The 25,618-nt window shown below is 69.9% G+C and carries 23 protein-coding genes and 2 pseudogenes; 11 read left to right on the top strand and 14 right to left on the bottom strand.

Annotation, left to right across the window (positions count from 1 at the left end; genetic code table 11):
- Positions 1 to 462: 462 nt before the first annotated feature.
- A complete protein-coding gene (locus F3T56_RS12790) occupies positions 463 to 984 on the top strand; it encodes a DUF2165 domain-containing protein (protein WP_149825162.1) in 522 nt (173 codons plus the stop codon).
- 192 nt (positions 985 to 1,176) lie between these two features.
- On the opposite strand, the gene F3T56_RS12785 is transcribed toward F3T56_RS12790, so the two are convergent.
- Entirely contained in the window at positions 1,177 to 1,611 is a 435-nt protein-coding gene (locus F3T56_RS12785; protein ID WP_149825160.1) for an ATP-binding protein, read from the bottom strand.
- A 128-nt stretch (positions 1,612 to 1,739) separates the two neighbouring features.
- Here F3T56_RS12785 and F3T56_RS12780 point away from each other — a divergent pair, with 128 nt between their 5' ends.
- Together F3T56_RS12780 and F3T56_RS12775 are read left to right on the top strand one after the other, a co-directional pair.
- Positions 1,740 to 2,552 (top strand): helix-turn-helix domain-containing protein, encoded by an 813-nt coding sequence (locus tag F3T56_RS12780; RefSeq protein ID WP_149825194.1) that lies wholly within the window; start codon positions 1,740 to 1,742, stop codon positions 2,550 to 2,552.
- A complete protein-coding gene (locus tag F3T56_RS12775) occupies positions 2,549 to 2,734 on the top strand; it encodes a DUF397 domain-containing protein (protein ID WP_149825158.1) in 186 nt (61 codons plus the stop codon). Before F3T56_RS12780 ends, F3T56_RS12775 begins: the two co-directional genes overlap by 4 nt.
- Here the strand turns inward: F3T56_RS12775 and F3T56_RS12770 are convergent.
- On the bottom strand, positions 2,722 to 6,027 hold the full coding sequence (locus F3T56_RS12770; RefSeq protein WP_246203591.1) for an ATP-binding protein: 3,306 nt from the start codon (positions 6,025 to 6,027) through the stop codon (positions 2,722 to 2,724). The genes F3T56_RS12775 and F3T56_RS12770 overlap by 13 nt on opposite strands.
- Positions 6,028 to 6,175: 148 nt before the next feature.
- Here F3T56_RS12770 and F3T56_RS12765 point away from each other — a divergent pair, with 148 nt between their 5' ends.
- Positions 6,176 to 6,697, top strand: coding sequence for a DUF2165 domain-containing protein (locus tag F3T56_RS12765; RefSeq protein WP_149825156.1), 522 nt, complete (start codon positions 6,176 to 6,178; stop codon positions 6,695 to 6,697).
- A gap of 410 nt (positions 6,698 to 7,107) precedes the next feature.
- Here the strand turns inward: F3T56_RS12765 and F3T56_RS12760 are convergent, their stop codons facing one another.
- From F3T56_RS12760 to F3T56_RS12745, 3 genes are all read right to left on the bottom strand, one after another.
- Positions 7,108 to 9,720, bottom strand: coding sequence for a bifunctional FO biosynthesis protein CofGH (locus F3T56_RS12760; RefSeq protein WP_149825154.1), 2,613 nt, complete (start codon positions 9,718 to 9,720; stop codon positions 7,108 to 7,110).
- 185 nt (positions 9,721 to 9,905) lie between these two features.
- Positions 9,906 to 10,754 carry an LLM class F420-dependent oxidoreductase gene (locus F3T56_RS12750; RefSeq protein WP_149825150.1) on the bottom strand — a complete coding sequence of 283 codons (849 nt, stop codon included), beginning with the start codon at positions 10,752 to 10,754 and terminating at the stop codon, positions 9,906 to 9,908.
- 70 nt (positions 10,755 to 10,824) lie between these two features.
- Positions 10,825 to 11,667, bottom strand: coding sequence for a serine hydrolase domain-containing protein (locus F3T56_RS12745; RefSeq protein ID WP_149825148.1), 843 nt, complete (start codon positions 11,665 to 11,667; stop codon positions 10,825 to 10,827).
- 172 nt (positions 11,668 to 11,839) lie between these two features.
- Between F3T56_RS12745 and F3T56_RS12740 the strand changes: the two genes are divergently transcribed.
- Positions 11,840 to 13,387: a CehA/McbA family metallohydrolase gene (locus F3T56_RS12740; RefSeq protein WP_149825147.1), complete on the top strand. Its 1,548-nt coding sequence runs from the start codon at positions 11,840 to 11,842 to the stop codon at positions 13,385 to 13,387.
- A 141-nt stretch (positions 13,388 to 13,528) separates the two neighbouring features.
- Entirely contained in the window at positions 13,529 to 14,347 is an 819-nt protein-coding gene (locus F3T56_RS12735) for an SAM-dependent methyltransferase (RefSeq protein WP_149825145.1), read from the top strand.
- A gap of 25 nt (positions 14,348 to 14,372) precedes the next feature.
- Here F3T56_RS12735 and F3T56_RS12730 read toward each other — a convergent pair whose 3' ends face one another.
- Positions 14,373 to 15,221 (bottom strand): endonuclease/exonuclease/phosphatase family protein, encoded by an 849-nt coding sequence (locus tag F3T56_RS12730; protein WP_149825143.1) that lies wholly within the window; start codon positions 15,219 to 15,221, stop codon positions 14,373 to 14,375.
- Between the two features lie 77 nt (positions 15,222 to 15,298).
- Between F3T56_RS12730 and F3T56_RS12725 the strand changes: the two genes are divergently transcribed.
- Positions 15,299 to 15,700, top strand: coding sequence for a nitroreductase/quinone reductase family protein (locus F3T56_RS12725; protein WP_149825141.1), 402 nt, complete (start codon positions 15,299 to 15,301; stop codon positions 15,698 to 15,700).
- A 10-nt stretch (positions 15,701 to 15,710) separates the two neighbouring features.
- Here the strand turns inward: F3T56_RS12725 and F3T56_RS12720 are convergent, their stop codons facing one another.
- Positions 15,711 to 16,445: a class I SAM-dependent methyltransferase gene (locus F3T56_RS12720; protein ID WP_149825139.1), complete on the bottom strand. Its 735-nt coding sequence runs from the start codon at positions 16,443 to 16,445 to the stop codon at positions 15,711 to 15,713.
- A gap of 141 nt (positions 16,446 to 16,586) precedes the next feature.
- On the opposite strand from F3T56_RS12720, the gene F3T56_RS12715 reads away from it, so the two are divergent.
- Positions 16,587 to 17,129, top strand: coding sequence for a hypothetical protein (locus F3T56_RS12715; RefSeq protein ID WP_149825137.1), 543 nt, complete (start codon positions 16,587 to 16,589; stop codon positions 17,127 to 17,129).
- 17 nt (positions 17,130 to 17,146) lie between these two features.
- Here the strand turns inward: F3T56_RS12715 and F3T56_RS12710 are convergent, their stop codons facing one another.
- From F3T56_RS12710 to F3T56_RS12690, 5 genes and pseudogenes are all read right to left on the bottom strand, one after another.
- Positions 17,147 to 17,683 (bottom strand): AAA family ATPase, encoded by a 537-nt coding sequence (locus F3T56_RS12710; protein ID WP_149825135.1) that lies wholly within the window; start codon positions 17,681 to 17,683, stop codon positions 17,147 to 17,149.
- Positions 17,684 to 17,775: 92 nt separating this feature from the next.
- Positions 17,776 to 18,348: pseudogene (locus tag F3T56_RS12705) on the bottom strand (HAD domain-containing protein); the annotation flags it as partial.
- 2 nt (positions 18,349 to 18,350) lie between these two features.
- A complete protein-coding gene (locus F3T56_RS12700) occupies positions 18,351 to 19,823 on the bottom strand; it encodes an AAA family ATPase (RefSeq protein WP_149825133.1) in 1,473 nt (490 codons plus the stop codon).
- Between the two features lie 158 nt (positions 19,824 to 19,981).
- Positions 19,982 to 20,338: a winged helix-turn-helix domain-containing protein gene (locus tag F3T56_RS12695; protein WP_149825131.1), complete on the bottom strand. Its 357-nt coding sequence runs from the start codon at positions 20,336 to 20,338 to the stop codon at positions 19,982 to 19,984.
- A complete protein-coding gene (locus F3T56_RS12690) occupies positions 20,335 to 20,811 on the bottom strand; it encodes a hypothetical protein (protein WP_149825129.1) in 477 nt (158 codons plus the stop codon). Before F3T56_RS12690 ends, F3T56_RS12695 begins: the two co-directional genes overlap by 4 nt.
- A 422-nt stretch (positions 20,812 to 21,233) precedes the next feature.
- Here F3T56_RS12690 and F3T56_RS12685 point away from each other — a divergent pair.
- The 3 genes and pseudogenes from F3T56_RS12685 to F3T56_RS12675 all read left to right on the top strand — a co-directional run.
- A pseudogene (locus tag F3T56_RS12685) lies at positions 21,234 to 21,775 on the top strand (hypothetical protein); the annotation flags it as partial.
- 22 nt (positions 21,776 to 21,797) lie between these two features.
- Positions 21,798 to 22,028 (top strand): hypothetical protein, encoded by a 231-nt coding sequence (locus F3T56_RS12680; protein ID WP_149825127.1) that lies wholly within the window; start codon positions 21,798 to 21,800, stop codon positions 22,026 to 22,028.
- Positions 22,025 to 22,324, top strand: a complete 300-nt coding sequence (locus tag F3T56_RS12675) for a type II toxin-antitoxin system PemK/MazF family toxin (RefSeq protein ID WP_172638912.1) — start codon at positions 22,025 to 22,027, stop codon at positions 22,322 to 22,324. The genes F3T56_RS12680 and F3T56_RS12675 overlap by 4 nt, the downstream gene beginning before the upstream one ends.
- A gap of 33 nt (positions 22,325 to 22,357) precedes the next feature.
- Here the strand turns inward: F3T56_RS12675 and F3T56_RS12670 are convergent, their stop codons facing one another.
- Positions 22,358 to 23,794, bottom strand: coding sequence for an aldehyde dehydrogenase family protein (locus tag F3T56_RS12670; protein ID WP_172638917.1), 1,437 nt, complete (start codon positions 23,792 to 23,794; stop codon positions 22,358 to 22,360).
- A gap of 65 nt (positions 23,795 to 23,859) precedes the next feature.
- A complete protein-coding gene (locus tag F3T56_RS12665) occupies positions 23,860 to 25,593 on the bottom strand; it encodes an N-acyl-D-amino-acid deacylase family protein (protein ID WP_149825122.1) in 1,734 nt (577 codons plus the stop codon).
- Positions 25,594 to 25,618 lie beyond the last annotated feature (25 nt).

Here is a 25,618-nt window from a genome sequence, read left to right as displayed (position 1 = left end):
GTCAGGCCCTTGAGCCGGGTACGGACCGCAACCCCCGAAGGGCCGGGCACCACGAACGGCGCCGCCAATTCCCGCAGCCCACCCACCCCGTCACCCCCACCCCGACTGCTGCCAAAACCCCTCACCACACCCAACGACCACCACCGGCGAAGGTCACGCATTCGATGCAAGAACTGCCGTTCCCTTCCCCCGGGAGTGCTCCTGCCGCCGGCCGGAGACTCACTCCTACACACCAGAACACGCTCGTGCGTCCCTGATTGCCACCTGCTCAACACCCCGTCCCGAAGACCTCCTCGCCCCCTCGTACGACCCGGTCGGGCCACCACCGCTCCCGGTGGCCCGGCCGGGCACCCCCGAACCAGCGGGGCCACCCGCGCTTTTCCGCCACCGGACGCCCCTGGCGTGATCCAACTCGCCGAAAAACCCCTGGGGTTGGTCCTCGGTCACACACATAGTTGTTCCATGGCTGAAAAGCAGACCCCCCGCGCGTCCCTCCTCCCCCTGGCCTCCACGTTGCTCGTCGGCACAGTGGCCCTCTACATGGCCCTCGTCGCGTTCAGCAACATCACCGACTTCGGCACGAACCAGGCGTTCGTGCAGCACGTCCTCGCCATGGACACCACGTTCAAGGACGAGGACCTCATGTGGCGGGCCGTAGAGTCGAAGACCATCCAGAACGCGGTCTACGTCCTCATCATCGTCTGGGAGACGATCGCGGCCCTGCTCCTCCTCGCCGCCACCTACTTCTGGACCACCGCCCTCCGCCACCGCACCCTCCACACCGCGCGCCGCTACAGCACCCTCGGCCTCCTCATGGTCCTGCTCCTCTTCGGCGCCGGCTTCATCGCCATCGGCGGCGAGTGGTTCGTCATGTGGCAGTCGGGCGACTGGAACGGCCTGGACGCCGCCCTCCGCGTGTTCCTGCTGAGCGGCGTGGTGCTGCTGGTGACGTACTTGCCGGCGAACGAATCGACGAACGGCTAGCCACCAGCCAGGTCAGCGGGGGCGGGCTCATCTCGCCCGCCCCCTCAACCGGGCGGTCGGATCACACAGCGGGCAGCGCGTAGATCCGCTTCCCGTGCATCACGGCCAGCCGGTTGCCCGCCGCCACCACGTACCACTGCTGGAGGTTGCCCGTCCCGTATCGCTCGCCAGCGGTCCGAGGGCAGCGCGAGATCACGATCTACGGCCGGCGTACGTCAACTCGGCCCACACCGTCTTGCAGCCCGCGGGCGCCTCATCGACGCCCCAGCGGTCCGCGTAGGCCGCGACGAGCAGCAGCCCCCGGCCCGACTCCCCGTCCGTCACCGCCGGGTTGGGGATATGCGGGATCCGGTCGCCTCGGGCGTCGCTCACCTCGATACGAAGGCTGGCGCCGGGGTCGAGCACAAGCCTCAGCCGGAAGTCCCGTCCCGGTACCCGGCCATGGAGCACGGCGTTCGAAGCGAGCTCGCTCACGACCTGCGCCGCGTCGTCCAACGGCACGCCCCAAGAGTCCAGTTGGCGTTCGGCGAGCAGCCTCGCCAGTCGAGCACCTCTTCGAGTTGCGGACAACTGCACCGTGAACAGGTACGCATTACCGGGGACTTGACGAAGGATTTCTTGGCTCACACCACCCAGCGTGACCGCTCGCTTCCTACGCTGCACAGCGGCGGTGCCGGTACCGAGCGTGACTGTCCGGTCGCCATGGCGGGCCGTACGGCTCGTACACAGGAGGCGAGGAGCGAGAGGTGAACGGTATGGACGACGAGGAGTCCGCGGGCGTACTGAAGACGGTTGGTCGGCAGGTCAAGGCCTGGCGAGAGGCCGCGGGGATGCGGCAGTCCGAGCTGGGGTCCGCGATCGGGTACGGCGAGGAGATGGTCTCGTCGGTCGAACGCGGGCGGCGTCCACCTAAGCCGGAGTTCTTGGAAGCGGCGGATGAGGTGCTGGGGGCGGGCGGCAAGCTCTCGGCGATGACGGAGGACGTGGAGAAGGCGCGGTATCCGAAGAAGGTTCGGGATCTGAAGAACTTGGAGGACGAGGCGGTTGAGTTGGGGGCGTATGCCAGCCTTCAGATCCACGGCCTGCTGCAGACACCGGAGTACGCGCGGGCGTTGTATGCCTTGCGGCAGCCCGCGTACTCGGAGGACGAGATCGACCGTCATGTCTCCGCGCGCATGGCACGGAAGGCCCTGTTCACACGTGTACCCCCTCCGCTGATCACCTTTGTCCAGGAAGAGGTGTCGTTGCGGCGACCGATCGGGGGCAGAATGGTGCTGCGGCGACAGCTCGAACGCCTGTTGGAGATCAGTGAGTTGCGGCACGTAAAGATCCAAGTGATGCCTACGGACCGGGAAGACCACGCAAGCCTGAGCGGCGCGTCCCGAGTGTTGAAACTCCGAGGTGGCAAGACACTCGGGTACACGGCGGCCCAGTTGCACGGCCGAGTGATCAGTGATCCCCAGGAGGTCCAAACCCTGGAGATGCGCTATGGAATGATCCGGGCGCAGGCACTCTCGCCTCGGGAGTCGCGGGCCTTCATCGAGAAAGTGCTGGGAGAACAGACATGACCTCCGCGCTCGTTTGGTTCAAGAGCAGCTACAGCGGCAACGACGAGCCCGACTGCGTCGAGGTCGCGATAGCCCCCGCCGACACCACCGTCCGCGTCCGCGACTCCAAGAACAAGGACAAGGCGCAGCTCGCGTTCAGGGACCGATCCTGGACGGCGTTCGTCGGGACCTATTCCGCATAGCGCGCCTGGAAGGCGTCCCGGGCCGTGGTGGCCCGGGTGAGGCAGGGGCCGAAGAGGGCCGGGTCGGCGTCGGGGGTGCGGGCCAGGAGGGTCAGCCGAGCGGCCAGGTCGGCCAGGTCTGCCCAGTCGTGGTTCAGGGACAGTCCCTCGGAGACCGCCGAATCGGCCCCCGACCAGTCGCCCAGGGCACAACTGGCCAGTGCCTCGGCGAGTTTGTGCGCCGCGTCGATTTCGCCGTCCGCCCGCGCACTCGTCCGCACCAGCTGCCACAGGGGCTCCGCCGCCTCCAGCCCTGTCGACATGCCCAGCTTCAGCGCCGACCGGAGTTGCACATGCACGAAGTCGTCGGGGTGCGTCCACTCCCCGACATGCCGGGCGCGTTCCCACCGTCCGGTCACCGTGTCGACGTACCAGCGCGATACGACCTGCTCCGCGTCGCCCTCCTGTTCCGTAAGCGCACCCCGGTCGACCAACAACCGCCTGGCCTCGTCGTGACGCCCGCACCAGAACAGCACCTCCGCGGTTCTCCGGATCGCCCAGTCGAGCTCTTCTTCCCGTGCGACGCAGTACCCGAGGTCGGCGAGCGCCTGTGGAAGCCGTCCCATGGCGATGCATGCCCTCGCTCGGATGGCGTACGGGCCCGTCTCGTCCGGGCGGAGAGAGATCGCGCGGTCCAGGTCCCGTAGCGCTTCGAGGAACAGGCCCCGCCGTAGGCGCACGACGCCTCTGTCGGCCGGCATGGCCGGGTTGTCCGGGTCGCGTTCCAGGACGCGGTCCAGTTCGGCGACCGCTTCGTCGTCGCCGCTCAGTGAGACCAGAACCGCCGTCTTCTGGCGCCGGACCCAGTCCAGCCCGGGTTCGCCGGCCGCGACGGCGCGCTCCAGATCGGCGAGCTTGCCTTCCAGGTCCCCGAGGGAACCTCGCAGGAGCGCACGATGCACCAGCGCCCACGCATAGGTGGGGTGCAGCTCGATCGCCCGGTCGAAGGCCGCGCGGGCTTCTTCGTCGCGGCCCAGACGCGCGAGCGCGTACCCGCGGCTCGCGTACGCGGAGGCGTAGTCGGGGTCGAGTGCGCAGGCACGCGCGAGTTCCTCGGCGGCCTCCTCGTATCGGCCCGTCGTCCGGTAGGCGTCTCCCCGCACTGAGGCGATCCACGCTCTGTCAGGGGCGATCTCCGCCGCCCGGTCCAGCTCCGCGAACGACTCTTCGAGCCTGCCCTGGTCCCGGTAAATCTTCGCCCGTTGGACCAGGCCCCACAGGTACTCCCCATCGATCTCCAGCGCATGGTCGAGGTCGGCGAGCGCCGCGGCACCCTGCCCCAGGGCATACCTGCTGAGCCCTCGCATGGCCAGCGTCGCGACCCGTACGGGGTCGAGAGCCAGCGCCCGGTCGAAGTCCGCGATGGCCTCCTCATGACGGCCCAAGGTGCGGAGGACGTCCCCCCGTCGAGTCAGGATCAGCGCAGAGGGAGGGCGCAATTCAAGGGTACGGTCGAGATCGATCAGCGCTGCGGTGCTGTCGCCCGACCACTCATGGATCAGGGCCCGCCCGTCGTATGGCCACGGGCTCTGCGGATCGAGAGCGATGGCCCGGCCGTACTCGACGAGCGCCCCGCCCCGGTCGCCCGCGTTCCTCAGCTCGCGGGCCCGCACGCTGTGCGCCTTGGCGCGGCCCGAGGTGTCGAGCCCTGCCCGGCCAAGCATCAACCCCAGGGCCGCCAGGACGCCTCCCGCCTCACCCGCGAGGGCCGCGAGGAGATCACTCCCCCACCGTGCCACCTCCCCGACCTCAGCTTGTTCCCCCGCCTCTCCGAGCACCTGCGCACACCCACGCGCCGCGACGACGTCCGCCCGGCAGGCGTCGACGACCTCGCCGAGCACCATGGCCAGCGCGCCCTGCGGCCGTGCGCACAGGTGGTGGTACAGCTCCTCCAGCCGCAGCTCACGCCAAGTGTCGTTCAGCCATAGCTCATCGGGGTCCAGGCCCTCCTCGGCCGCCGCCCGCCACCCCGCGTACGCCTCCGCCAGCCGCGTATGCCGCTCCGCCCACTGTCGCGGCGACCGTGTCCGCTGGAGCCGGAGCATGGCCGTACGGACGACGTCGTGGTAGCGGACCCGCCCCGCCTGTTCGCTCACGAAGGGCAGGCCGAGCAACCACGCGTACGCCTCCTCGACCTCACCGTCGACGACCGTCCTGAAGGCGTCCTCGCTGAGGCGTCGGGGCAGCGCGCACGCGAGCACGGCCGCGCGTAGAGCGGGGTCCCGCACCCGCTTGAGGAAGCGTTCCACGGCGGTGGGACTGGGGTCGTCCACAGCTCCCGCATCGCCGCCGCCCGCGTCCTTGGCCAGCGTCGACACGAGCACGGGAAGCCCTCCGGACAGCCGTAGCACCTCCCGTACGACGTTCTGGTCCAGCACTCCCTTCGCCGCGAGGAGTTGGCGGGCCTCGGACTCCGTGAACGGCTCCAGGGCGAGTTCGGTGACGAAGCCGGCGTAGTCGCCCCAGCGGGTTGGATCGGGGCCGTGCTGGCCCGCCAGGGTGAGGACCACGTTCGCGGGGAGTGCGCCGTACCGTTCTGTCGTGACGAGGTCGAACAGCCAGCCGTCGAGGAAGGGCGCGGTCCGTTCGTACGTGTCGAAGAAGAGCGCGATCCAGGGGGCGTCGGCGGCGACCCTGTCGAGCTCCGAGATGAAGACCGGCGTCAGGACCTTCAACGGCTCCAGCACCAGCTGCACGTCGTCGTGGTTGCGGAAGCGCGCGCTGAGCGCTGCCCTCAACCGGTCCGTCCCGTGCGCCACTTGAGCGGGGTCGATCGCCCCGGCGAAGGCCCCCACGACCGGAACCATGCCGAAGCCGATCAGCCCGGCCTGCGTCACCGCCATGCTGCCCGCCGAGGGCGGCGGCGCGGGTGAGCCGGGCTCCGGTGCGGACTCCAGCGCGGCCGACGCCGTCTCCGCCTCGTGGCGACGCTGGTGGTACGAGGCGAGAAGCTTGTCGAGCGCCTTCAACTCCGCGCCCTGCCGGGCGAACTGCGCGCTGATCGCCGCCATCGCCTCCGGCACACTGTTCACCGTCTCGTCGGTGCGGGCGGTGAGCGCCTTGCGTTGCGTCGCCACGGCCTCCAGCTCACGCACGAGCGAGGACTTGCCGACGCCCGCCGTGCCGTGGACGTGGAAGACGAACGTGTGCCGCTCGTCCTCGGGCGCGGTGTCGAAGTTCCCCCGGAACAGGTCGAGTTCGCTACGGCGTCCCACGAACCCGGCCCGCTTTCGGCGCCCGATCAGCTCGTGCATGGTCGGCCGTGTCGGCCTCATCGGTTTCACCCCCGTGCCCGATCCGGTCACCTGAAGATACCCGGGCAGCCGCCCGTCGAATGGCATGGCTTGAGAGCTCGCCGAAAACGGTCTGTGGCGGGAGGAGATATAGGCACACAGTGGAAGCATGACCGCAAATCAGACACCTCGCCCCTCTCGCGTCCCGCTCGCCTCCCCCCTCCTCGTCGGCACCGTAGCCCTGCACATGGCGCTCACGGCCCTGAACAACATCACGGACTTCGAGACCAACCAGATACTGACCCGGCGGGTTCTCTCGATGAAGGACACCTTCAGGGTCGAGGAGCCGGGGTGGCGGGCGATCGAGTCGGAGTGGTTCCAGGACGCCGTGTACGTCGGGATCATCCTCTGGGAGTCGGTCACCGCACTGGTCCTCGTGGTGGCCACCTTCCTGTGGGCCGCGTCCATACGCCACCGCGTCTTCCGCTTCGCCCGCCGCTACAGCACGCTGGGCCTGCTGATGGTGATGCTGCTGTACGGGGCGGGCTTCATCGTCATCGGCGGCGACTGGTACGGGATGTGGCCCACCGAGCGCTACAACCCCCTCGACGCCGCCCTACGCGGGTTCCTGCTGAGCGGCGTCGCCCTCGTGGTGACCCACCTGCCCACGAGTGAACCGGCGATCGGATAGGGGCGCCTGCCAACCGTCTGTCACTGCCAGTCCTGGAAGGTCAACGTCCCCCAGGGGCCGCCCAGTTCAGGCATTCGGGTGGCAACCGGGTCCGGCCCACGTGAACCCCGATGTCGGCGACTTCAACGGCATCCGCTCGCGGCAGGCCACGGCAGCCCGGCCTTCGGCGTACCGGCGTCGGCACCGGGCACAATCCACGCGCTCGCGGGCGGTATCACCCTCAAGCCGCGTGAAGGGCGCACCATTGTGTTCGGACGCTTCGCCGGCGGCGTAGTGCTGCTCGGTGATTGGCAGATTTGTCTCAGGGCTTGGCCTCGTTTGCGGCCGCCAGGCCGACAAATCCGGCATGCCAGTGAGACAAATCTGCCAATCGCGTCTGCCTGCCTCTCCGCCCGCTCCGCTCCTCAGCCTCAGTCCAACACCGGCAACAGCTCCGGCAGATGGCCGTCGGAGGCCTGTGCCGCCTTCTGCCGCTCCTCCGGGACCTCGCCGTACACGGTTGTACGCGGCCTGGCCGGGCGGCCGGCCGCTTCGGCTACGGCGATCAGGTCCTTCACCGACTTGTAGGAGCCGTAGGAGGAGCCCGCCATACGGGAGATGGTCTCCTCCATCAGGGTGCCGCCGAGGTCGTTCGCGCCGGAGCGGAGCATCTCCGCCGCGCCCTCCGTGCCGAGCTTGACCCAGCTGGTCTGGATGTTGGGGATCCAGGGGTGCAGGAGGAGGCGGGACATGGCGGTGACCGCCCTGTTGTCGCGCATGGTGGGGCCGGGCCGGGAGATGCCGGCCAGGTACACGGGCGCGTTGGTGTGGATGAAGGGGAGGGTCACGAACTCCGTGAAGCCGCCGGTGCGTTGCTGGATACCGGCGAGCGTGCGCAGGTGGCCCAGCCAGTGCCTCGGCTGGTCCACATGGCCGTACATCATCGTCGACGAGGAACGGATGCCCAGTTCGTGGGCGGTCGTGATCACCTCGATCCAGGTGGCCGTCGGCAGCTTGCCCTTCGTCAGGACCCAGCGCACCTCGTCGTCGAGGATCTCGGCGGCCGTGCCGGGGATGGAATCGAGGCCGGCCTCCTTGGCCGCCGTCAGCCACTCGCGGATCGAAAGACCCGTCCTGGTCGCGCCGTTCACCACCTCCATCGGGGAGAAGGCGTGCACGTGCATGCCGGGGACGCGGGATTTGACCGCCTTCGCGATGTCGAAGTACGCCGTGCCGGGCAGGTCGGGGTGGATGCCGCCCTGCATGCAGACCTCGACCGCGCCGACGTCCCACGCCTGTTGCGCCCGGTCGGCGACCTGGTCCAGGGAGAGGGTGTACGCGTCCGCGTCCGTGCGGCGCTGCGCGAAGGCGCAGAAACGGCAGCCGGTGTAGCAGACGTTGGTGAAGTTGATGTTCCGGGTGACGATGTACGTGACGTCGTCGCCGACGGCCGATTTACGAACCTCGTCCGCGACCTCGCACAGCGCGTCCAGCGCCGGCCCGTCCGCGTGCAGCAGCGCCAGCGCCTCGGCGTCGCTCAGCCGGGTCGGGTCGTCGGCGGCTACCCGCAGCGCCCGCCGCACATCCGTGTCGATGCGCTCCGGCGCCATGCCGGGGGCGGCCGCCTCGCGCAGGGCGCCCCAGTCGCCGTAGACCTCGTCGAAGTCGTCGCGGCGGTCGGACGTACGGCCCTCGGTGTCGATCGAGGAGTGGAGATCCGTACGGCCGACGGCGACGAAGACCTCCTCGGGCTCCTGCCACGGGTGTCCCTCGACGACCGCGTCCGGCAGGGCCAGTCCCGTCTCCGGGTCGGCGAGCGCCCGGACGTGCGGCAGCAGGCGCGGGTCCAGCCACGGCTCGCCGCGCGTCACGAACTCCGGGTACACGCACAGCCGTTCGCGCAGCTCGAAACCGGCCGCCGCGGACCGCTCCGTCAGCTCCTCGATCTGCGGCCAGGGGCGCTCGGGGTTCACATGGTCGATGGTCAGCGGGGATACGCCGCCCCAGTCGTCGATCCCGGCGCCGATGAGGCGCTCGTACTCGCTGTCGACGAGGTTGGGCGGCGCCTGGATGCAGCCGGCCGGGCCCATGATGAGCCGGGCGACGGCCACCGCCGCGACCAGCTCGTCCAGTTCCGCGTCCGGCATACCGCGCATCGCGGTGTCCGGCTTGGCGCGGAAGTTCTGGATGATCAGCTCCTGGATGCCGTGGTAGGCGCGGGAGATCTTCCGCAGTGCGAACAGGGACTCGGCGCGCTCCTCGTACGTCTCCCCGATGCCGATGAGGATGCCCGAGGTGAAGGGGACGGACGACCGCCCCGCGTCCTCCAGGACCCGCAGTCGTACGGCCGGCTCCTTGTCCGGTGAGCCGTGGTGCGGGCCGCCGGGCTCGGACCACAACCGCGTCGCGGTCGTCTCCAGCATCATGCCCATGCTCGGCGCGACGGGCTTGAGCCGCTGGAAGTCCGTCCAGCTCATCACGCCGGGGTTGAGGTGCGGCAGCAGCCCCGTCTCCTCCAGGATCCGGATGGAGATGGCCCGGACGTACGCGATCGTGTCGTCGTACCCGTGCGCGTCGAGCCACTCGCGCGCCTCCGGCCAGCGCTCCTCGGGCTTGTCGCCGAGGGTGATCAGCGCCTCCTTGCAGCCGAGGGCGGCCCCTTTCCGGGCCACGTCCAACACCTCGTCCGGCGACATGAACATCCCGTGCCCGGCCCGCCGCAGCTTCCCCGGCACGGTGACGAAGGTGCAGTAGTGACACTTGTCCCGGCACAGCCGGGTGAGGGGGACGAACACGCTCTTCGAGTACGTGATGACACCGGCCCGCCCGGCCGCCTCCAGCCCCGCGTCCCGCACCCGGGCGGCCGACGCGGCGAGGTCCTCCAGATCAGCCCCGCGCGCCTGAAGCAGCACCGCCGCCTCGGCCACGTCGAGCGCCACCCCGTCCCGCGCACGTTTCAGGGCACGGCGCATGGAGTTCGCGGTCGGCCCGGCAGCACCGGGGCGCTCGGTGGGGCCGGTTCCGGAGGTCGCCGAAGTCGTCATCTCTTGAGCATACGTTCGAGCTGGTCAGGGCAGAGGGGGTGCCTGCTTCGTTCCGGCCTGCCGGGCGTTACATGGTGTAACTGGCCAGGGGGTCGCGCCCCGTCAGGGGCGCGGGGAACTGCGCGACAAGCCACGACGAACCCGCAGCCGCACCCAAATCCCCGCCACCCCTCCCAGCAGGCGCCCTACGCCAAAAACGCCCCGTACGAGTCCAGCACCCCCAGCACCTCCACCTCCCCCGCCGGAGGCAACTGCACCACGACCTCCTCGATCCCCGACTCCGCGTAGTACGCCAGCTTCCCCGCACTCGGATGCACCGCGTACGGCACGACCTGCAACGCCTCCGGATCCCGCCCCGCATCCGCCCAGGCCGCCCGCAGCACCGGAAGCGACTCCCCCAACCCCCGCCCCCCGATCGGCAGCCACCCGTCCGCGTACTCGCAGATGTGCGCGAACAGCTTCGGCCCCGCCGCCCCACCGATCAGCGTGCGCGGCCCCACCACCGGCCCCTGCGGCTTCCGCACCGGCTTGGGGTAAGCGAAGCTCGCCCGCACACTCCCGAACTCCCCCTCGTACGCCGTCGGCTCCTCCGCCCACAGCGCCCGCATCAACGCCATCCGGTCCCGCACCAGTTCCCGCCGCGTACGCCACTCGACCCCGTGGTCGGCGGCCTCTTCGACGTTCCAGCCATAGCCCAGCCCCAGCGTGAGGCGGCCCCCGGAGAGGTGGTCCACGGTCGCGATCTGCTTCGCGAGGTCGATCGGGTCATGCTGGGCGACGAGCGTGATCCCGGTGCCGAGCCCCAGCCGCTCGGTGACGGCGGCGGCCTGGCCGAGCGCGACGAAGGGGTCGAGCGTACGGCCGTACTCACGCGGCAGCTCGCCCCCGGCCGGGTACGGCGTCATCCGCTCGACGGGGATGTGCGTGTGCTCGGGGACGTAGAGCCCGGCAAAGCCCCGCTGCTCCAGCTCACGGGCGAGCCGGGTCGGGGTGATGGTCTCGTCGGTGAGAAAGATCGTCACGGCGATGCGCATGATTCATCTGTACCTGGACACGACCCATTTGTCCATACCGACCGGTCGGCATCTGCTCCCGCACCTATGCCTACCGCAACCAACCGGCCGCGAGAATGCTCCGCTTCGCGATCCGGTTCGTACCGGCCACACTGCCGAGGCGGTGGACGAGGATCCACTCACCGTCGTCGTGCGCGGCGGCCAGCACGGACGAGCCACGGGTGGCACCGTCGTGCCACCGGATCGGGGAACTCCGCTGCCAGGAGGGCGCCGGATCGCCGAGCCCGCGCTCGACGAGCAGGGCGACCACGACGTGCGCCAGAGTCCGGCAGGTGGACCACAGACCGCCGGCCGGCAGGATCGGTCCGGTCAGTGTCCACAGGGACCGGGGCCGGCCGAACAGATCGCGCGGTACGAGGCGTCGGCTCTCCGGCGGACATGCCGTCACCGCGCCCGCCTCCAGACCGAGGGGCAACAGGACGTACGTATCGACCAGTTGCTGGTACGAGCGTCCGGTGGCGGTCACGAGGGCGTGCCCGAGCACCGCGTAGCCGAGGTTGGAGTACTCGCTGCCCCCCAGTCGGCCGGTGGCCACCCGGTCCAGGTCGCGCAGCAACTCCCGTAGCGCCGGCTCGGTGAAGGGGGCGTACGGGTCGTCCGGAAGGCCGCCGGTCCCGGGCGGCAGGCGGGGCAGACCCGAGGTGTGCTCAGCGAGATGCCGGAGGGTGATGCCCGACCCCCTCGGCACCTCCTCCAGGCACTCCTCCAGCGGCGTATCGAGACCGAGGCCCCCCTCGGCGGCCAGCCGGGCCAGTACGGTCCCGGTGAACACCTTGGTGAGGGAGCCGATTTCCACGAACCGGTACGCGTCGTGGCCATGGGCGACCCGGTCGTGGATGCCGGCGCCGCCGAGCAGGCATAACGGTGTCCGCACGTTCTGTCTCTCCTGTCGGGCGAGTTCGGGTTGGCACGCTGTGGTTCGGCCAACTCGAAAGCCGCCGATCCCCTCCCCTTGCCCCACAGTTCACCAGCGCATACGAAGGTGGCACGCACCACCCCTGCACCACCCATGCCAAGTCACTCGCGACGACCTGGGGAGCAGCAGCATGTGCGACGAACACAGCGACGGCAGCGACGGACGTGACGGAAACGGACTCGGAAGGCGCGCGCTGTTCGTGACGTCGGCGGCGGCCGCGCTTACGTTGGGGAGCGTGACCTTCGGGACGAGCGGCGTCGAGGCCGCGGACGGCAAGCAGGAGACGAAGACCATCCGGGGCACGCTCCCCACCGGCTCCCCGGACTTCGTCTATCTGCCCATCGAGGTGCCGAGTCGCGTACGGGAGTTGAAGGTCGCGTACACCTACGAGAGACCGCCCGTCCCCGCCGGCACCGCTGGCAACGCGCTGGACATCGGCGTCTTCGACGAACGCGGCACCGATCTCGGCGGCAAGGGCTTCCGGGGCTGGTCGGGCGGGGCGCGTACGGAGTTCTTCGTCCGGGCGGACGACGCGACCCCGGGGTACATCCCGGGCCCGGTCCGCCCCGGTACCTGGCACATCGCGCTGGGGCCGTACACGGTGGCGCCGCAGGGACTGCCGTACGAGATCACGATCACGCTGACGTACGGCGCACCCGGCAAGCAGGTCAAGCCCGTCTACCCGCCGGAGCGGGCGAAGGGCCGGGGCCGGGCCTGGTACCGGGGTGACTGCCATCTGCACACCTGGTACTCCGACGGCCGCCGCACCCCCGCCGAGATCACGGCGCTCGCGCGGGCCGCCGGGCTCGACTTCATCAACTCCTCCGAGCACAACACCCAGTCCTCGCACGCCCATTGGGCCGAGCTCGCGGGCGACGACCTCCTCATCCTGCTGGGCGAGGAGGTGACGACGAGGAACGGTCATGTCCTCGCGCTCGGCACCGAACCCGGCACGTTCATCGACTGGCGCTACCGGGCCCGGGACAACCGGTTCGGCAAGTACGCCCGGGAGATCCGCCGCGCCGGGGGCCTGGTGGTCCCCGCCCACCCGCACGCCACCTGCATCGGCTGCAACTGGAAGTTCGGCTTCGGCGAGGCGGACGCGGTGGAGGTCTGGAACGGCGCGTACTCGCCCGAGGACGAGGTGGCCCTCGCCGACTGGGACGGCATGCTGGTCGCGGCCGTACGCGAGGGCCGCCGGGACTGGATCCCGGCGATGGGCAACAGCGACGCCCACCGCGACCCCGACCCCGTGGGCCGACCCCAGACGGTCGTCCTGGCCGACGACCTGACCAGGGAGGCCATCCAGGAGGGGCTGCGGGCCGGCCGCTCGTACGTCGCCGAATCGAAGGACGTGTCCGTCACCTTCACCGCCTCCGGCCCGCGCGGCGAACACGCGGGCATCGGCGAGCGGTTGAAGGTCGCCGCCGACACCCCGGTCACGGTCCGCCTGGAGGCGACGGGCGCCCCCGACTGCACCATCCGCTTCGTCACCGACCAGGGCGTCCTGTTCACCTCACCCGCCCTCCCGGCCTCGGGCACCGGCTCGGCGGAGTGGCGTACGACGGCCTCGTACGCGGCGTACGTACGCGCCGAGGTCCGCCACCCACCGGTCATCCCGGGCTTCCCGGGCCCGATGGCGGCGTTCACGAACCCGATCTTCCTGGGGCGGGGGTAGAGGTTAGGGGCCAGGACTGCCGTACGGGAACTCGCGTACAAAACCGGCGCGTTGAGTCGTAAATTTGGCTCGACACGTGCGGGCGCACATCCGTACGTGTGACGCACGCATGCTCGTACGCTCGTCGGAGGAGACGGCCCCATGACCGATCACGCGACCACGCCCGAACCCGCGGCGAAGAAGAGGGTCGACACTTCCGTGCCCGCCTCCGCCCGCATCTGGAACTACTGGCTCGGCGGCAAGGACAACTACCCGGTGGACGAGGCGGCCGGCGACGCGTACGCCGGTGCCTTCCCCGGCATCGTGACCATCGCCCGCAGCAGCCGCGCGTTCCTGCGGCGCAGCATCCGGCATCTGGTGGAGGTGGAGGGCGTACGGCAGTTCCTGGACGTCGGCACCGGGCTGCCCACCGCCGACAACACCCACCAGGTCGCCCAGCGCAGCGCCCCGGACGCCAGGATCGTCTACGTCGACAACGACCCGCTGGTCCTCGGCCACGCCCGCGTCCTGCTCTACTCCAGCCCCGAGGGCGCCACCGCCTACATCGACGCGAACCTCCAGGAACCCGAGCGCATCCTGGAGGCCGCGGCCAAGACCCTGGACCTGACCCGGCCCACGGCTCTCATCCTCAGCGGCATCCTCGGCCACGTCGCCGACTACGACGAGGCCCGCTCGATCGTCCAGCGCCTGATGTCCGGCCTCCCCTCGGGCAGTTACCTCTCGATCAACGAGGGCTCCCGGGGCACCGATCCCGAATACGAGCGCGCCCAGGACGCCTACAACGAGACCGGCGCCGTCCCCTACTTCCTCCGCCCCGTCGACCAGATCACCGGCTTCTTCGACGGCCTCGACCTGATCGACCCGGGTGTCGTCTCCGTCCCGCTGTGGCGCCCGGACGACACGGAGGAGACCGAACCGAAGCCGATCGGCCAACACGGCGGCCTGGGCCGCAAGCCGTAACACTCCCGGTTCGGGCAGGGCCGCGTCAGTCCGACAGGTCGGCGACGACGGCGGCATGGTCGGACGGCCATACGCCGTCGACGGGCGCGTCCCCCACACGCCGTACGCCCCGTACGTGCCCTGGTCCGCCGCGGCCGGTCGGTGCCACATGGATGTAGTCGACCCGTACGCTCGGCCCGAAGGTTCCGGCGACGTACGGGTTGGCCATGTCCCAGGTCGCGGAGGGCGCGGCCGGGTCGGCGTACTCCCAGGCGTCGATGAGCACCTGCCCGGGTACGGCGGGCGCGGTCTTGTAGCCGCCGAAGAGGCGGACTTCGTCGGAGTCCGGCCAGGCGTTGAAGTCGCCGGTGACGACGGGTGGGAAGCCGGTGCCGCCCCGGTGGCCGGCGACGAACTCCGCGAGCGTGGCGACCTGTCGGCACCGTACCGCCGAGGCCTCGGTCGCGGAGCTGAGGTGGGCGGTGAAGAACGGGACGGGCTCACCGGGCGCGCCCAGGCGCGCGTACAGCGCCCCTCGTCCCCCTCGTCCGCTGTCCTCTGCGGGGGCTTTCCCCGTTTCCCCCGTTTCCCCCGTGGGCAAGGTGATCGTCTCCCGCTCCAGGACGGGCCACCGGCTCAGCACGGCATTCCCTATCCCCACACCCGGGTCCCCGATACGCCGCTGCCAGAGGGCGGAGTCGCCGTAGGAACCCCAGGTCCAGTGCATACCGAGTTCCCCGGCCAGCCACCCGGCGAGGTTCTCCCCGCCCTCCTCCCACACTTCCTGCAACCCGACCACGTCGGGCCGCAGTTCACGCAGCACGGCGAGGATGGCCTTCTGCCGCTCCTGCCAGGGCCCGAACCGCCACCACAGATTCCACGTCACTACCCGCACCACCCGACGCCCACCGCCTTCACCCCGTAGCCGATCCTGTACCCCGTACCTCCCACACCCCGAGGAGAAGCAAGCCGATGTCCCGTTCCGCGGACCTCAAGCAACGCGCCGTCACGGCCTTCCAGCGCCACGTCGGCAACCCGATCCTCCGCCGCGTCCCGCTCCAGACCGTCCTGGAGACCACCGGCCGCAAGTCCGGCCTCCCCCGCCACACCCCGGTCGGTGGCCGCCGTGTCGGCGACTCCTTCTGGCTGGTCTCGGAGTTCGGCGAGAAGTCCCAGTACGTACGCAACATCAGGGCCAACCCCGAGGTCAGGGTCCGTATCCGGGGCCGCTGGCACGACGGCACGGCCCACCTCCTCACGGACGACGACCCCATCGCCCGCCTGCGCACCCTGCCTCGTATGAACAGCACGGCCGTACGGGTACTGGGGTCGGCGTCGGGGTTGCTGACAGTACGGGTGGACCTGCGGAACTGAGCCCCGACGCTCAGGTCGTCTCCGGCCGCCGGGCGATGAACACGAACTCCTTGCCCGGCCGATCGGGCGCCCCGCGAGCCTCCCTGACCTCGAACCCCTCCGCCACCAACTCCTCTGTGACCTCGCCCCGTTCACGAAACCGAAGGGTGGATGCGGAGGTCAGCGTGGTCTCGTCATCGCGGAACACATACGTCCAACGGAACGTCACCAACGCCCCGTCGACCTTGACGAGATCCACCCAACTCTCCACCGCCCCGACCCCGTCGATCTCCGTGACGCCGCACGAGGCCTCGCGATTCCACTGCTCCCAGGCGCGCGCGGCCGGGTCTCGTGTCTCGAACACGAGATGCCCGCCGGGCCGCAGCGCCTCGTAGGCGCCCCGGAGCGTCCCCCGCCACGCCTCCGGATCGACGATCGCCTGCGCGACGTTGGCCGTCATGGTGACAAGGTCGACGCGGAGCGGCGGCAGCGCGGTCGCGTCCCCGTCGATCCACCGCACCCGTTCGCTCCCCGGCTTCCCCCGGGCCACATCGACGGACGCCCGAGCCGGATCGACCCCAACCACCTCGACCCCACGCCCGGCCAGCATCAACGCGAACGTCCCCGTCCCACACCCGATGTCGAGCACCCGCCGCGCCCCGAACTCCTCGGCGATGCGTACGTAGGCGTCCAGATCACGGCGATCGGGGTCGAGCGGGTCGTAGATCGCGGCGAGCCGCGGGTCCCTGAAGCCTTCGTCAGCCATAAACCTGCCCTCGGGTCAGTCGCGTCCGAACCCCAAATCCCTCACCGAACAAGCCAGTTCACCTTGTTGCCGCTGACGGCCGACTGTCACGATCACAGCCTCGCCCACGACCCGCGGGCCCGCAGTGACGGGGGTCATTACATGTCGCAGCGCACGCTCATCGCCCTGACCATGCTCTCGGCAGCGGTCCTCCTCACCACCACCGCCTGCACGACGTCGGGGTCGGGTAGCGACACGCCGGTGAAGGAGTCCACGCAGTCGTCGAAGCCGAACCAGCCGAAGGCGACTCCGGCGGCTGATGTCGAAGCCGAAGAGAACACGGACCCGAAATCGGTGGAACAGGCACCGGAGCTGACCAGCGCCAAGTCCGTCGCACTCCGCCGGAACGCGACTCAAGGCAATGCCGGCTTCGAGTTCGCCAAGGCCAAGAAGGGCGACGGGGACACCCTGATCGTGGGGGTGCAGTGCGCGGGCAAGGGCAAGCTCGACGTGGCCCTGCATTCCCTCGACGCCTCCTTCGAACTGGACTGCCACGACGGCAAGGCGAACGCCGTCGAGAACCACTTCACACAGCCGGAAGTGGCCCGCGCGAGCACCGTCTCCATCACGGCCTCCTCCTCGACCATCCGCTGGTCACTCGCGATCGGCCGTGGCGAAGCCCCGACCACGGATCTCGCGAACTGACCGCTCACAAGACACGCTCACCCGGCGGCTACGTGGCGCAGCACCAGGTCGGCCAGCTCAGCGGGGCTCGCCTCGCCGTCCAGGCACACGGTGTCGTCGGGCAGGGTGTCGACCGCGGCCGTGCACCCGGCGATCCGCTCCTTGCACCACCGTCGTACGCGGGCGTCCTGCTCGGGATCGTCCGGGGTGAAGCTCCGCCCGTCGATGCGCGCCACCAGCACGTCCTCGGGGACCTTGAGGAAGAAGTGGTGGACGGCGATCCCCGCCTTCCGCAACGCGCCGAACACCTCACCCACGTAAGCGGAATTGACCAGGGTCATCGGAACGAGCACCGGCCGCCGGTACTCCTCCACCAACCCGACCGCCAACTCCACCACCTGCCGCCGCCACAGCCGCAGGTCCTGGAAGTCACCGGTCGGCACCTCCACGATCTCCCTCAGCACATAGCCGACCATCTCCGGGTCGTACACCAGCGCCTCGGCCCACCGCCCCCGCAACTCGTCCACCAGCGTGGACTTCCCACTGCCAAAGGCCCCGTTCACCCACACGATCACGTACCACGCCCCGCCCTCTCGCCGTCCCCGCCCCTCGCGCCGACGTCCTCCGCCCCAGCATGCCCCGCCTGCGCACTCGGCTCGCCGACGAGCGCCCCGAATTCGGCCAACGCGACGAAATCCGGCTCACGCAGGCCGAGTCGAGGATCGACGTGGAGCAGCAGAGCGCGGGCCTGGTGGTGCGCTGCCACGAAGTGCCGGTCCGCGGCGCCGAGTTCGTCATCGGCCCAGGCGAAAGGGCGACCGGCCGCGTACGCAACGAGATGAGGTGTCTTCCAGAACACCCCGGAGGCCGCCTCACCGGCCTCGGACGTCCATTCCACCACCGGTAGCTCCGGCAACCCGAGGACGGGAGAGATGAACGTATTCGCCTCGCGGCCCCAAGTAGTCGCCCACACCAGGTCGAACACCTCACCCAGTTCGAGCAGCCGACGCCCCTGATCCGGGTTCAGCCAGACCCGCAACGGCTTCACATACGCCCTCGGCTCCCCCGGATGCCGAGCGATCCAGCCCTCCGGTTTCATCCGGTGGGTCGTGTAGCCGACGGGCCGCCGCTCCGGTTTCGCGGCGTACGGATTCAGCGGGCCGTCGACGTCGAGGTAGAGAAGAGGGCGCCATCCCTGGTCTCCTTGCCGTTGTTGTACAGCCCCGCCGTACAGCGTCATGTTCACTCCTCGCTGTAGAGGGCAGCGAGGTCGATGAGACGGACGTCGGGGTCGGCTTCCGCGACGGCATGTGCTTTGTCATTGAAGCCTGCTCCGCTGAAGCAGATGAGCCGAGTGCTGGTGGTGTCGTAGCGTCCGGCTTGGGTGATGAGGCTGCGGATGTGCCGGAGTCGGTCCATGTGGGCCATGCCCATGGTGTCGTTCCACTTGGCCTCCCCGATGGCCAGCAGCGGCGGTTTGGCGCCGTCGGCGACGCCGATGACCGCGACGTCGACCTCATGGCCGATACGGGCCTTGGTGTCGTGGACCACCCCGTGCCCGACACGGGCGGGCAGACCGCCCAGAAGATCGGGGTCGGCGTGATGGAGGGCCCAGTCGCGACAGACCTGTTCGAAATGGGGTCCCAGAACATTGCTTACGAAGCGCCGGCGGCTGGCTTGCCAGACCCGTGTCGCGCTGCCCGGGCGTTCGAGCTGATCCCAGACCGGGCGCATGATCGCGTGGTAGAAGCCGATCAGCGGTTCGGCGATGCGATACGTGGGCCGGTTGTCGCGGAATGCGTCGGCGTCCCGATGCAACAGCCCTGCGTCTTCCAGGACGTTGATTGGGTGTGCGATGTCTGTGGCTTTGCGTTCCAGATAGCCGGCCATGCCTCCGCGAGTGGCGTTGCCGTCGGCGACGGCGGCCAGGACGGACAGGTACAGGGCGGTGTCGCGAAGGTCGGGTTCCTCGGCCAGCAGATAGCGGGCCTCGCGGAAGAGAGGGGTCTCGGGGTTGAGGACGGTGCGGACGACCCAGTCGTCGAAGTCATCCGGCCCCTTGGGGGTGTCGCCGCGGGCGAACTCACGCCGGTAAGCGGGAGTGCCGCCGACGATCGCGTTCACCTTCATGGCCAGGTGGGGATCGGAGATACCCCAGAACTCGGCGGCGAGGCGGTGGTCCAGCGGGCGGACGACCAGCTCCAGCCCCGCCCGTCCGCGCAGAGGCGCATTGCCAGACAGCAGCCGGCCCATGAAGGACAGCGCCGACCCGCACAGCAGCAGCCGGGTGCGGGAGCCGGTGCGCTGGTCACGCAGGGGGCGCAGCGCCTCCTGGATGATCGACGGCAGCTCCGGGTTGGCCTTGGCCAGATACGGAAACTCGTCGATCACCACGGGGACGGGGCGTTCGGAGCCGAGGGCGAGCAACACGTCGACCGCCTCCGCCCAGTGGGCGAAGTGGAACGGGCTGGCGGGGCGGACATGAGCGGTCAGCGCGGTGCTGATCCGTCGCAGCGACTCGGCGTCCGTGGCTTCGGTCGCACCGAAATAGAAACCTCCGGTGGCACGGCAGGCGGCGTCAAGCAGGAACGTCTTGCCCTGGCGGCGACGTCCGGAGACCACGCCGAGAGTCGCACCCGGCTGCGGATCGGTGATGAACCGCCTCAGCGCCGACCACTCGTAGTCCCGGTCGAACATCTCAACAGGCTTGTCCACACATCCTCCGAGCAGCATATAGAAGTACGCTTCCATAAAATGTACACCTATATCCTGCACAGCAAGGTTCGCCCTGCTGTCGGCCGGCGGTGTCAGCCCGCGCTGAGCGGTGTGGCCGTCAGTGCCCGCGCAGGGGCACCCTGGCTACTCCGCCTTCTTCACCGGGGACCCTGCCCTGGGTTGATCGCTTCCCCGGCCGCCCCGGCCTCCCCGGTTGCCGCGGCGGCGCCGCCGACGATCCGGCGGAGTGCTGCGACGTGCCCCTCGAAGGCGGCGCGGCCGTGCTTGGTGAGGAGGACGCGGGTGCGCTTGTGGCGCCCCGTGCCCTCCTTTTTCAGCCTGACATAGCCGGCCCTCTCCAGGGTGTGGAGCTGCTTGGAAAGCGCCGAGTCGCTCAGCTCCAACTGGTCGCGGACAAAGGCGAACTCGGCCCACTCGGTGGCGGCCAGCAGGGAGACCACGGCCAGCCGGGTAGAGGGGTGGATCAGCTCGTCGAAGCCGAACGGAGTGGTCACCGCGCGGCCCCGCTGCGACCGCGGCCCGGCCGCAGCCAGCGGCCCTGCATCGCGTAGCCGAGCAGCACGAACGCCCCCGCCGTCACCGTCGCCCAGATCAGTGAACTGAACGGCGGCTCCCAGACGTTCAGCACCACTGCGGAAGCGATCACCACCACGACCAGCGAGCTCACCCACCCAGCCAGCCACCCCGCCGAGATGTCCGACCGGTGCGGCGCAAACGGTGTCCGCCGACCGCTGCGGATTCCGAGCGAGATCATGCCGGTCATGAACACGGCAAGCACTGTCCACTCCAGCCACTTGGGCATCGGCAGACCCTGTATCGCCAGGAACACCCAGAGCGTCGCGGCCGAGGCCCACACTGCCCGGATGCTGCGCGGGCCGCCCTGCTCGACCCTGCCCAGCTCGACGATCCGGTCCTGCACCCGTTCGATCCGGTGCAAGTCCTCCGCGGCGCTGTGCGGATCCACCATGGCACGCTCAACTCCCCGTCCGATCTGCGCGGCCAGCCTTCCACCGACCACTTGCCTGCCGGGAAAGCTATCAACTGCTTTCCCGGCAGGCAAGTGATTGGCAGTGGGTCTGACGGGCTACGCCTTGCCGCGGAGCAGTTACTTGGCCATCACCACCGCCCGCGGGACCTGGTTGGCCCAAGCAGATCTGGGGGCCTCTGCCTCGCCGAGCCCAAATCACGGTGACAGATCATGCCCAGCAGATCGCCAAGTGGAGCCAAGCCGCGCTGTCTGAACCGCTCCGGGATCAACGGGGCCCATGCGTTGACTCCAGCCGCCGGTTGGGGCCGGCGTTGAGCGTAGTAGTTGGTCTCGTGCCGGAAACTGATTTGCCGGCCGCTGCCGAGTTGCGATGATGCTTCTGGTTCCCAGGCGGAGGTTACTTGTTCGGTTTCGTGTGTGCGGGGTGCGGTCTCGAGCTGACCAGCCCGCTGTCCCAGGTCGTCCTGCCCGCCCACGCCCGTCAGAAGTACGGGAACGGGCTTCAGCTGCCGGTGCTCATGGAACCGGGCACGCTCGTCGTGGACCCGGAGCCGTGGGGGCCGCCGTGGCGGACGTGGGAGGAGATCGATCCGGACGAGGCGGCGGCCCGCGGTGTCTTCGCGCCGGTCCACGCCCTGTCCGACGGCGCGCCCGGCGCGATCGTGATCGCACCCGGCGACGCCCGCGGCACCCTGCTGGTCCCGGAGAAAGGCGGCGGCTACTGCTGCGGCCTTGACTGGGGCGACGGCCCCAACATGGCCTGCGCGGCGTGCGGCCTGCCCATGGCGAGCCGGATCGACGACTGCTCGCTCTGGCAGGCGGTATGGCTCGCCCCGAACGCCGTACGCCGCCTCCCCGTCGACGGCACCGACGCCGCACCGCTCTCCTGGAAGAGCTGACGGCCAAGGGAAAGGGCACGCCGCTGTTCGAGCCGATCACCACATGAGGGCGGGTATGATGCTCACATGACGGTGAACATGACGATGAGCCTGCCCGATGACGTGGCCACCTTCGTGAAGGCCAAGGGGAACGCCTCGGCGTACACCGCCCGGATACTGCGCCGCCAGATGCTCGCGGAGGAGCTGGAGAAATCTGCGCGTATGCGGGCCGAGGCGGGGATCATGGCCACCGCCGCCGAGCCCGCCGAGAGCGAGGACGACACTCTCGGTCGCTGGGCTCGGGTGGCAGGCCGGTGAAGCGGGGGCACGTCTACGAACTGTCCTTCGCCGGAGGTCCCGCGCACGTACTGGTGATCTCCTCGGACGCCCTGAACGAACAGAACAAGACCGCCACCTGCGTCCTGGTCTACCCCCAGCGGGTGCGCGAGGCGACGCTGGTCGACATTCCCGTCGGCGCTCCCTCGTCCGGAACCATCGTGCTCGGAGAGTTCCGGACTCTGTCCTCCGCCCGCTTCACCCAGGACCTCGGTCCGGTCGACGAGCGCGTCATGGAGGCCGTCGAGATCGGACTCCGTGCTGTCTTCGACCTGTAGCGGCGGCTTCAGCCGGTCACGGAGAGGGCCGCTTCACCCCGCCCAGACGATCGCCTGCATCTCGCTGTACGCGTGCAGTGCGTACGAGCCCACGTCGCGGCCCACCCCGCTCTGTTTGAAGCCGCCGAAGGGGGCCTCCATGTTGCGGCCGACGGTGTTGACGCCGACTCCGCCGGCCCTCAGCCTCCGCGCGACCCGGAAGGCCTTCGCCACGTCTCCCGACCAGACGTAGTCGAGGAGGCCGTAGTCGGTGTCGTTGGCGAGGGACACCGCCTCGTCCTCGTCGCCGTCGAAGGGGAAGACGACGACGACCGGGCCGAAGATTTCCTCCCGGACCACCCTCATGTCTGGGGTGCAGTCGGCCAGCAGGGTGGGGGCCACGTAGAAGCCGTGGTCCAGTGGCGGGCGTTCGCCGCCGGTCACCACTCGGGCGCCTTCCTTGCGGCCGAGTTCGATGTATGAATCGACTCGGTCGCGGTGGGCGGCGGAGATCAGCGGGCCCACCACCGTGCCCCGCTCCCGCGGGTCGCCCACCGGCAACCGCCTCGCGTACTCCGCCAGTTGGGTCACCAGTCGGTCGTACACGCCCCGCTGCGCGATCACCCGGGTCGGCGCCGTGCAGATCTGGCCGCTGTAGAAGGAGAAGGTGGTGCCGATGCCGGCCACCGCGGACGTCAGGTCCGCGTCATCGAAGACGATCGCCGCGCCTTTTCCGCCCAGTTCCATCAGCTGGCGCTTCATGCCGCGGCCGCAGACCTCCGCGATCCGCCGGCCGACCGCCGTGGAGCCGGTGAAGCTGACCATGTCCACGTCGGACGAGTCCACCGCCGCCTCGCCGACCTCCACCCCCGAGCCGCTCACCACGTTCACCACGCCCGGCGGGACGCCCGCCGCCTCCAGGGCCTCGGCCAGGCGGTAGACGGAGAGGGGGTCCTGGGGGGCGGGTTTCACCACGACCGTGTTGCCCATGGCGAGGGCGGGGGCGATCTTGCCGGCCGGGTTGGCCCAGGGGTTGTTGTAGGAGGTGATGCAGGTGACCACGCCCACCGGCTGGCGGATGGCGAGGGCGCCCATCACCGCCGCCTTGCCGAAGGGGCCCGCCTCGTTGATCTGCGGAGCGATCGGCTCCTCCGACGGTTCCACGCGCGCGTAGCGCTGGAAGCGGGCCGCGGCCACGCCCACCTGCATGCCTCGCGCCGTCCCCGTCGTCGTGCCCGTCTCGGCCTGGGCCAGTTCGGCGTACGGGGCCATACGGCGGCGTATCAGGTCGGCCGTGCGGGACAGGATCGCGGCGCGGTCGGCGGCGGGGGTGCGCGACCAGGGCCCGAAGGCCTCGCGGGCAGCCGCCGCGGCAGCGTGAACCTGCTCCCGTGACGCCTCCGGGGCCAGGCCGACGACCGTCTCGGTTGCCGGATCGATCACCTCGTAGTGGCCGCCGTCCGGCTCCACCCACGAGCCACCGATGAACAGCCGCTGCTTTTCGGATGCCCCTGCGGAAGGCCCGGCAGAAGCCCCTTCGGCACCCCCCGCCGCACTCACCTCGTACCCACCGTCCGCGTGTCCCGCCCCGACCGCAGCACCTTCCCGGGCACCGCCCCGGTCACCACGTCGTCCCGTATCGCCTCGACGCCGTTGACCCACACCGCCCGTACGCCGATGGCCTTGGAGTCCAGCCGCGGGCTGTCACCCGGCAGGTCGTGCACCAGGGTGGCCTTGTCGGCGTCGACGCGCTCCGGGTCGAAGAGGACGAGGTCGGCGTGCCAGCCCTCCCGCACCTGCCCCCGCTCGCGCAGGCCGAACAGCCGTGCCGGGTCGTCGGTCAGCATCTTCACCGCCTGTTCGAGCCCGACGAGCCCCCGGCCGCGCAGACAGTCGCCGATGAAGCGGGTCGTGTACGGGGCTCCGCACATACGGTCCAGATGGGCGCCCGCGTCGGAGCCGCCCAGCATGACGTCCTCGTGCTGCCAGGTCTCGGCGCGCAGCGTCCAGCTCGCCGGGTCGTTGTCCGTCGGCATGGGCCACAGGACCGTACGGAGGTGGTCGGCCGCGCAGATCTCCACCAGGCATGCGAACGGGTCCTGCCCCCGCTCCGCCGCGATGTCCTTCACGACCCGCCCGGTCAGGCCCTCGTTCGCCTCGCTGTACGTGTCCCCGATGACGTACCGCCCGAAGTCGGCGAGGCGGCGGAAGACACCGGCCTCCTTGGAGTCGGCCCTGCGCAGCATCTCGGCGCGGACCTCCGGATTCCGCAGCCGTTCGATCCGCTCGGGCACCGGCAGCCCCAGGATCGGCCCCCACCCGGGGATCAGGTTCAGCGCGCAGAAGGTGCCGAGCGACATGTTCATGGGGGTGAGGATCGGCATGGTCAGGGCCACCACCCGGCCCCCGGCCTTCCGCGCCCGCTCGCTCGCCTCCAACTGCCGGGGCACGCGCTCGGGGACCGCCGAGTCGATGGTCAGCACGTTCCAGTTGAGCGGCCGCCCCGCCACCGCGCTCATCTCCACGAAGAGGTCGATCTCCTCGTCGCTGAACTGATCCAGACACCCCGCGACGATCGCCTCGATCTGCGTCCCCTCGTGCTCACCCACGGCCCGGGCGAGCGCGATCAACTCGTCGGGCGCGGCATGCCGGGACGCGACCGGCTTGCCGTCGCCGTCCGAGTGGGTGGAGGACTGGGTGGTCGACAGCCCCCACGCCCCCGCCTCCATCGCCTCATGGAACAGCCGGAGCATGTCCCTCAACTGCCCCTCGCTCGGCTGCCCACCGATCGCGTCCGGCCCCATGACGTAGCGCCGCAGCGCACAATGCCCCACCATGAACCCCGCGTTCACGGCGATACGGCCTTCAAGGGCGTCCAGATACTCGCCGAAGCCGTGCCAGCTCCAGGGCGCCCCCTCCTCCAACGCCACCAGCGACATCCCCTCCACCTTCGACATCATCCGCCGCGTGTAGTCGGCGTCCTCGGGGCGGGAGGGATTGAGGGGGGCGAGGGTGAACCCGCAGTTGCCGCCGGCGACGGTCGTCACGCCGTGGTTGAGGGAGGGCGTGGCATACGGGTCCCAGAAGAGCTGGGCGTCGTAGTGGGTGTGGGGGTCGACGAAGCCGGGGGCGAGGACGAGTCCGGCGGCTTCTTCGGACGTACGGGATTCGGCGGTGACGTTGTCACCGATGACGGCGATACGTCCGTCCCGTATGCCTACGTCGGCGATGTACGCGGGGGCGCCGGTCCCGTCGACGACGGTCGCACCTTTAATGACGTGATCGAGCATGACTCACCTCTCCGGGCGCCTAGTA

This window comes from Streptomyces tailanensis (genome assembly GCF_008386495.1).
Classification (GTDB): domain Bacteria; phylum Actinomycetota; class Actinomycetes; order Streptomycetales; family Streptomycetaceae; genus Streptomyces; species Streptomyces tailanensis.
This window is presented reverse-complemented; position numbering and strand designations above follow the sequence as displayed.

Bases quoted from the DNA above. Each gene is read 5' to 3' on its own strand.
- F3T56_RS12760 (WP_149825154.1), bottom strand. From the start codon at position 9,720: ATGACGACTTCGGCGACCTCCGGAACCGGCCCCACCGAGCGCCCCGGT.
- F3T56_RS12715 (WP_149825137.1), top strand. From the start codon at position 16,587: ATGTCGCAGCGCACGCTCATCGCCCTGACCATGCTCTCGGCAGCGGTC.
- F3T56_RS12750 (WP_149825150.1), bottom strand. From the start codon at position 10,754: ATGCGCATCGCCGTGACGATCTTTCTCACCGACGAGACCATCACCCCG.
- F3T56_RS12780 (WP_149825194.1), top strand. From the start codon at position 1,740: ATGGACGACGAGGAGTCCGCGGGCGTACTGAAGACGGTTGGTCGGCAG.
- F3T56_RS12725 (WP_149825141.1), top strand. From the start codon at position 15,299: ATGTCCCGTTCCGCGGACCTCAAGCAACGCGCCGTCACGGCCTTCCAG.
- F3T56_RS12720 (WP_149825139.1), bottom strand. From the start codon at position 16,445: ATGGCTGACGAAGGCTTCAGGGACCCGCGGCTCGCCGCGATCTACGAC.
- F3T56_RS12790 (WP_149825162.1), top strand. From the start codon at position 463: ATGGCTGAAAAGCAGACCCCCCGCGCGTCCCTCCTCCCCCTGGCCTCC.
- F3T56_RS12775 (WP_149825158.1), top strand. From the start codon at position 2,549: ATGACCTCCGCGCTCGTTTGGTTCAAGAGCAGCTACAGCGGCAACGAC.
- F3T56_RS12735 (WP_149825145.1), top strand. From the start codon at position 13,529: ATGACCGATCACGCGACCACGCCCGAACCCGCGGCGAAGAAGAGGGTC.
- F3T56_RS12740 (WP_149825147.1), top strand. From the start codon at position 11,840: ATGTGCGACGAACACAGCGACGGCAGCGACGGACGTGACGGAAACGGA.
- F3T56_RS12690 (WP_149825129.1), bottom strand. From the start codon at position 20,811: ATGGTGGATCCGCACAGCGCCGCGGAGGACTTGCACCGGATCGAACGG.
- F3T56_RS12765 (WP_149825156.1), top strand. From the start codon at position 6,176: ATGACCGCAAATCAGACACCTCGCCCCTCTCGCGTCCCGCTCGCCTCC.
- F3T56_RS12680 (WP_149825127.1), top strand. From the start codon at position 21,798: ATGACGGTGAACATGACGATGAGCCTGCCCGATGACGTGGCCACCTTC.
- F3T56_RS12770 (WP_246203591.1), bottom strand. From the start codon at position 6,027: ATGCACGAGCTGATCGGGCGCCGAAAGCGGGCCGGGTTCGTGGGACGC.
- F3T56_RS12665 (WP_149825122.1), bottom strand. From the start codon at position 25,593: ATGCTCGATCACGTCATTAAAGGTGCGACCGTCGTCGACGGGACCGGC.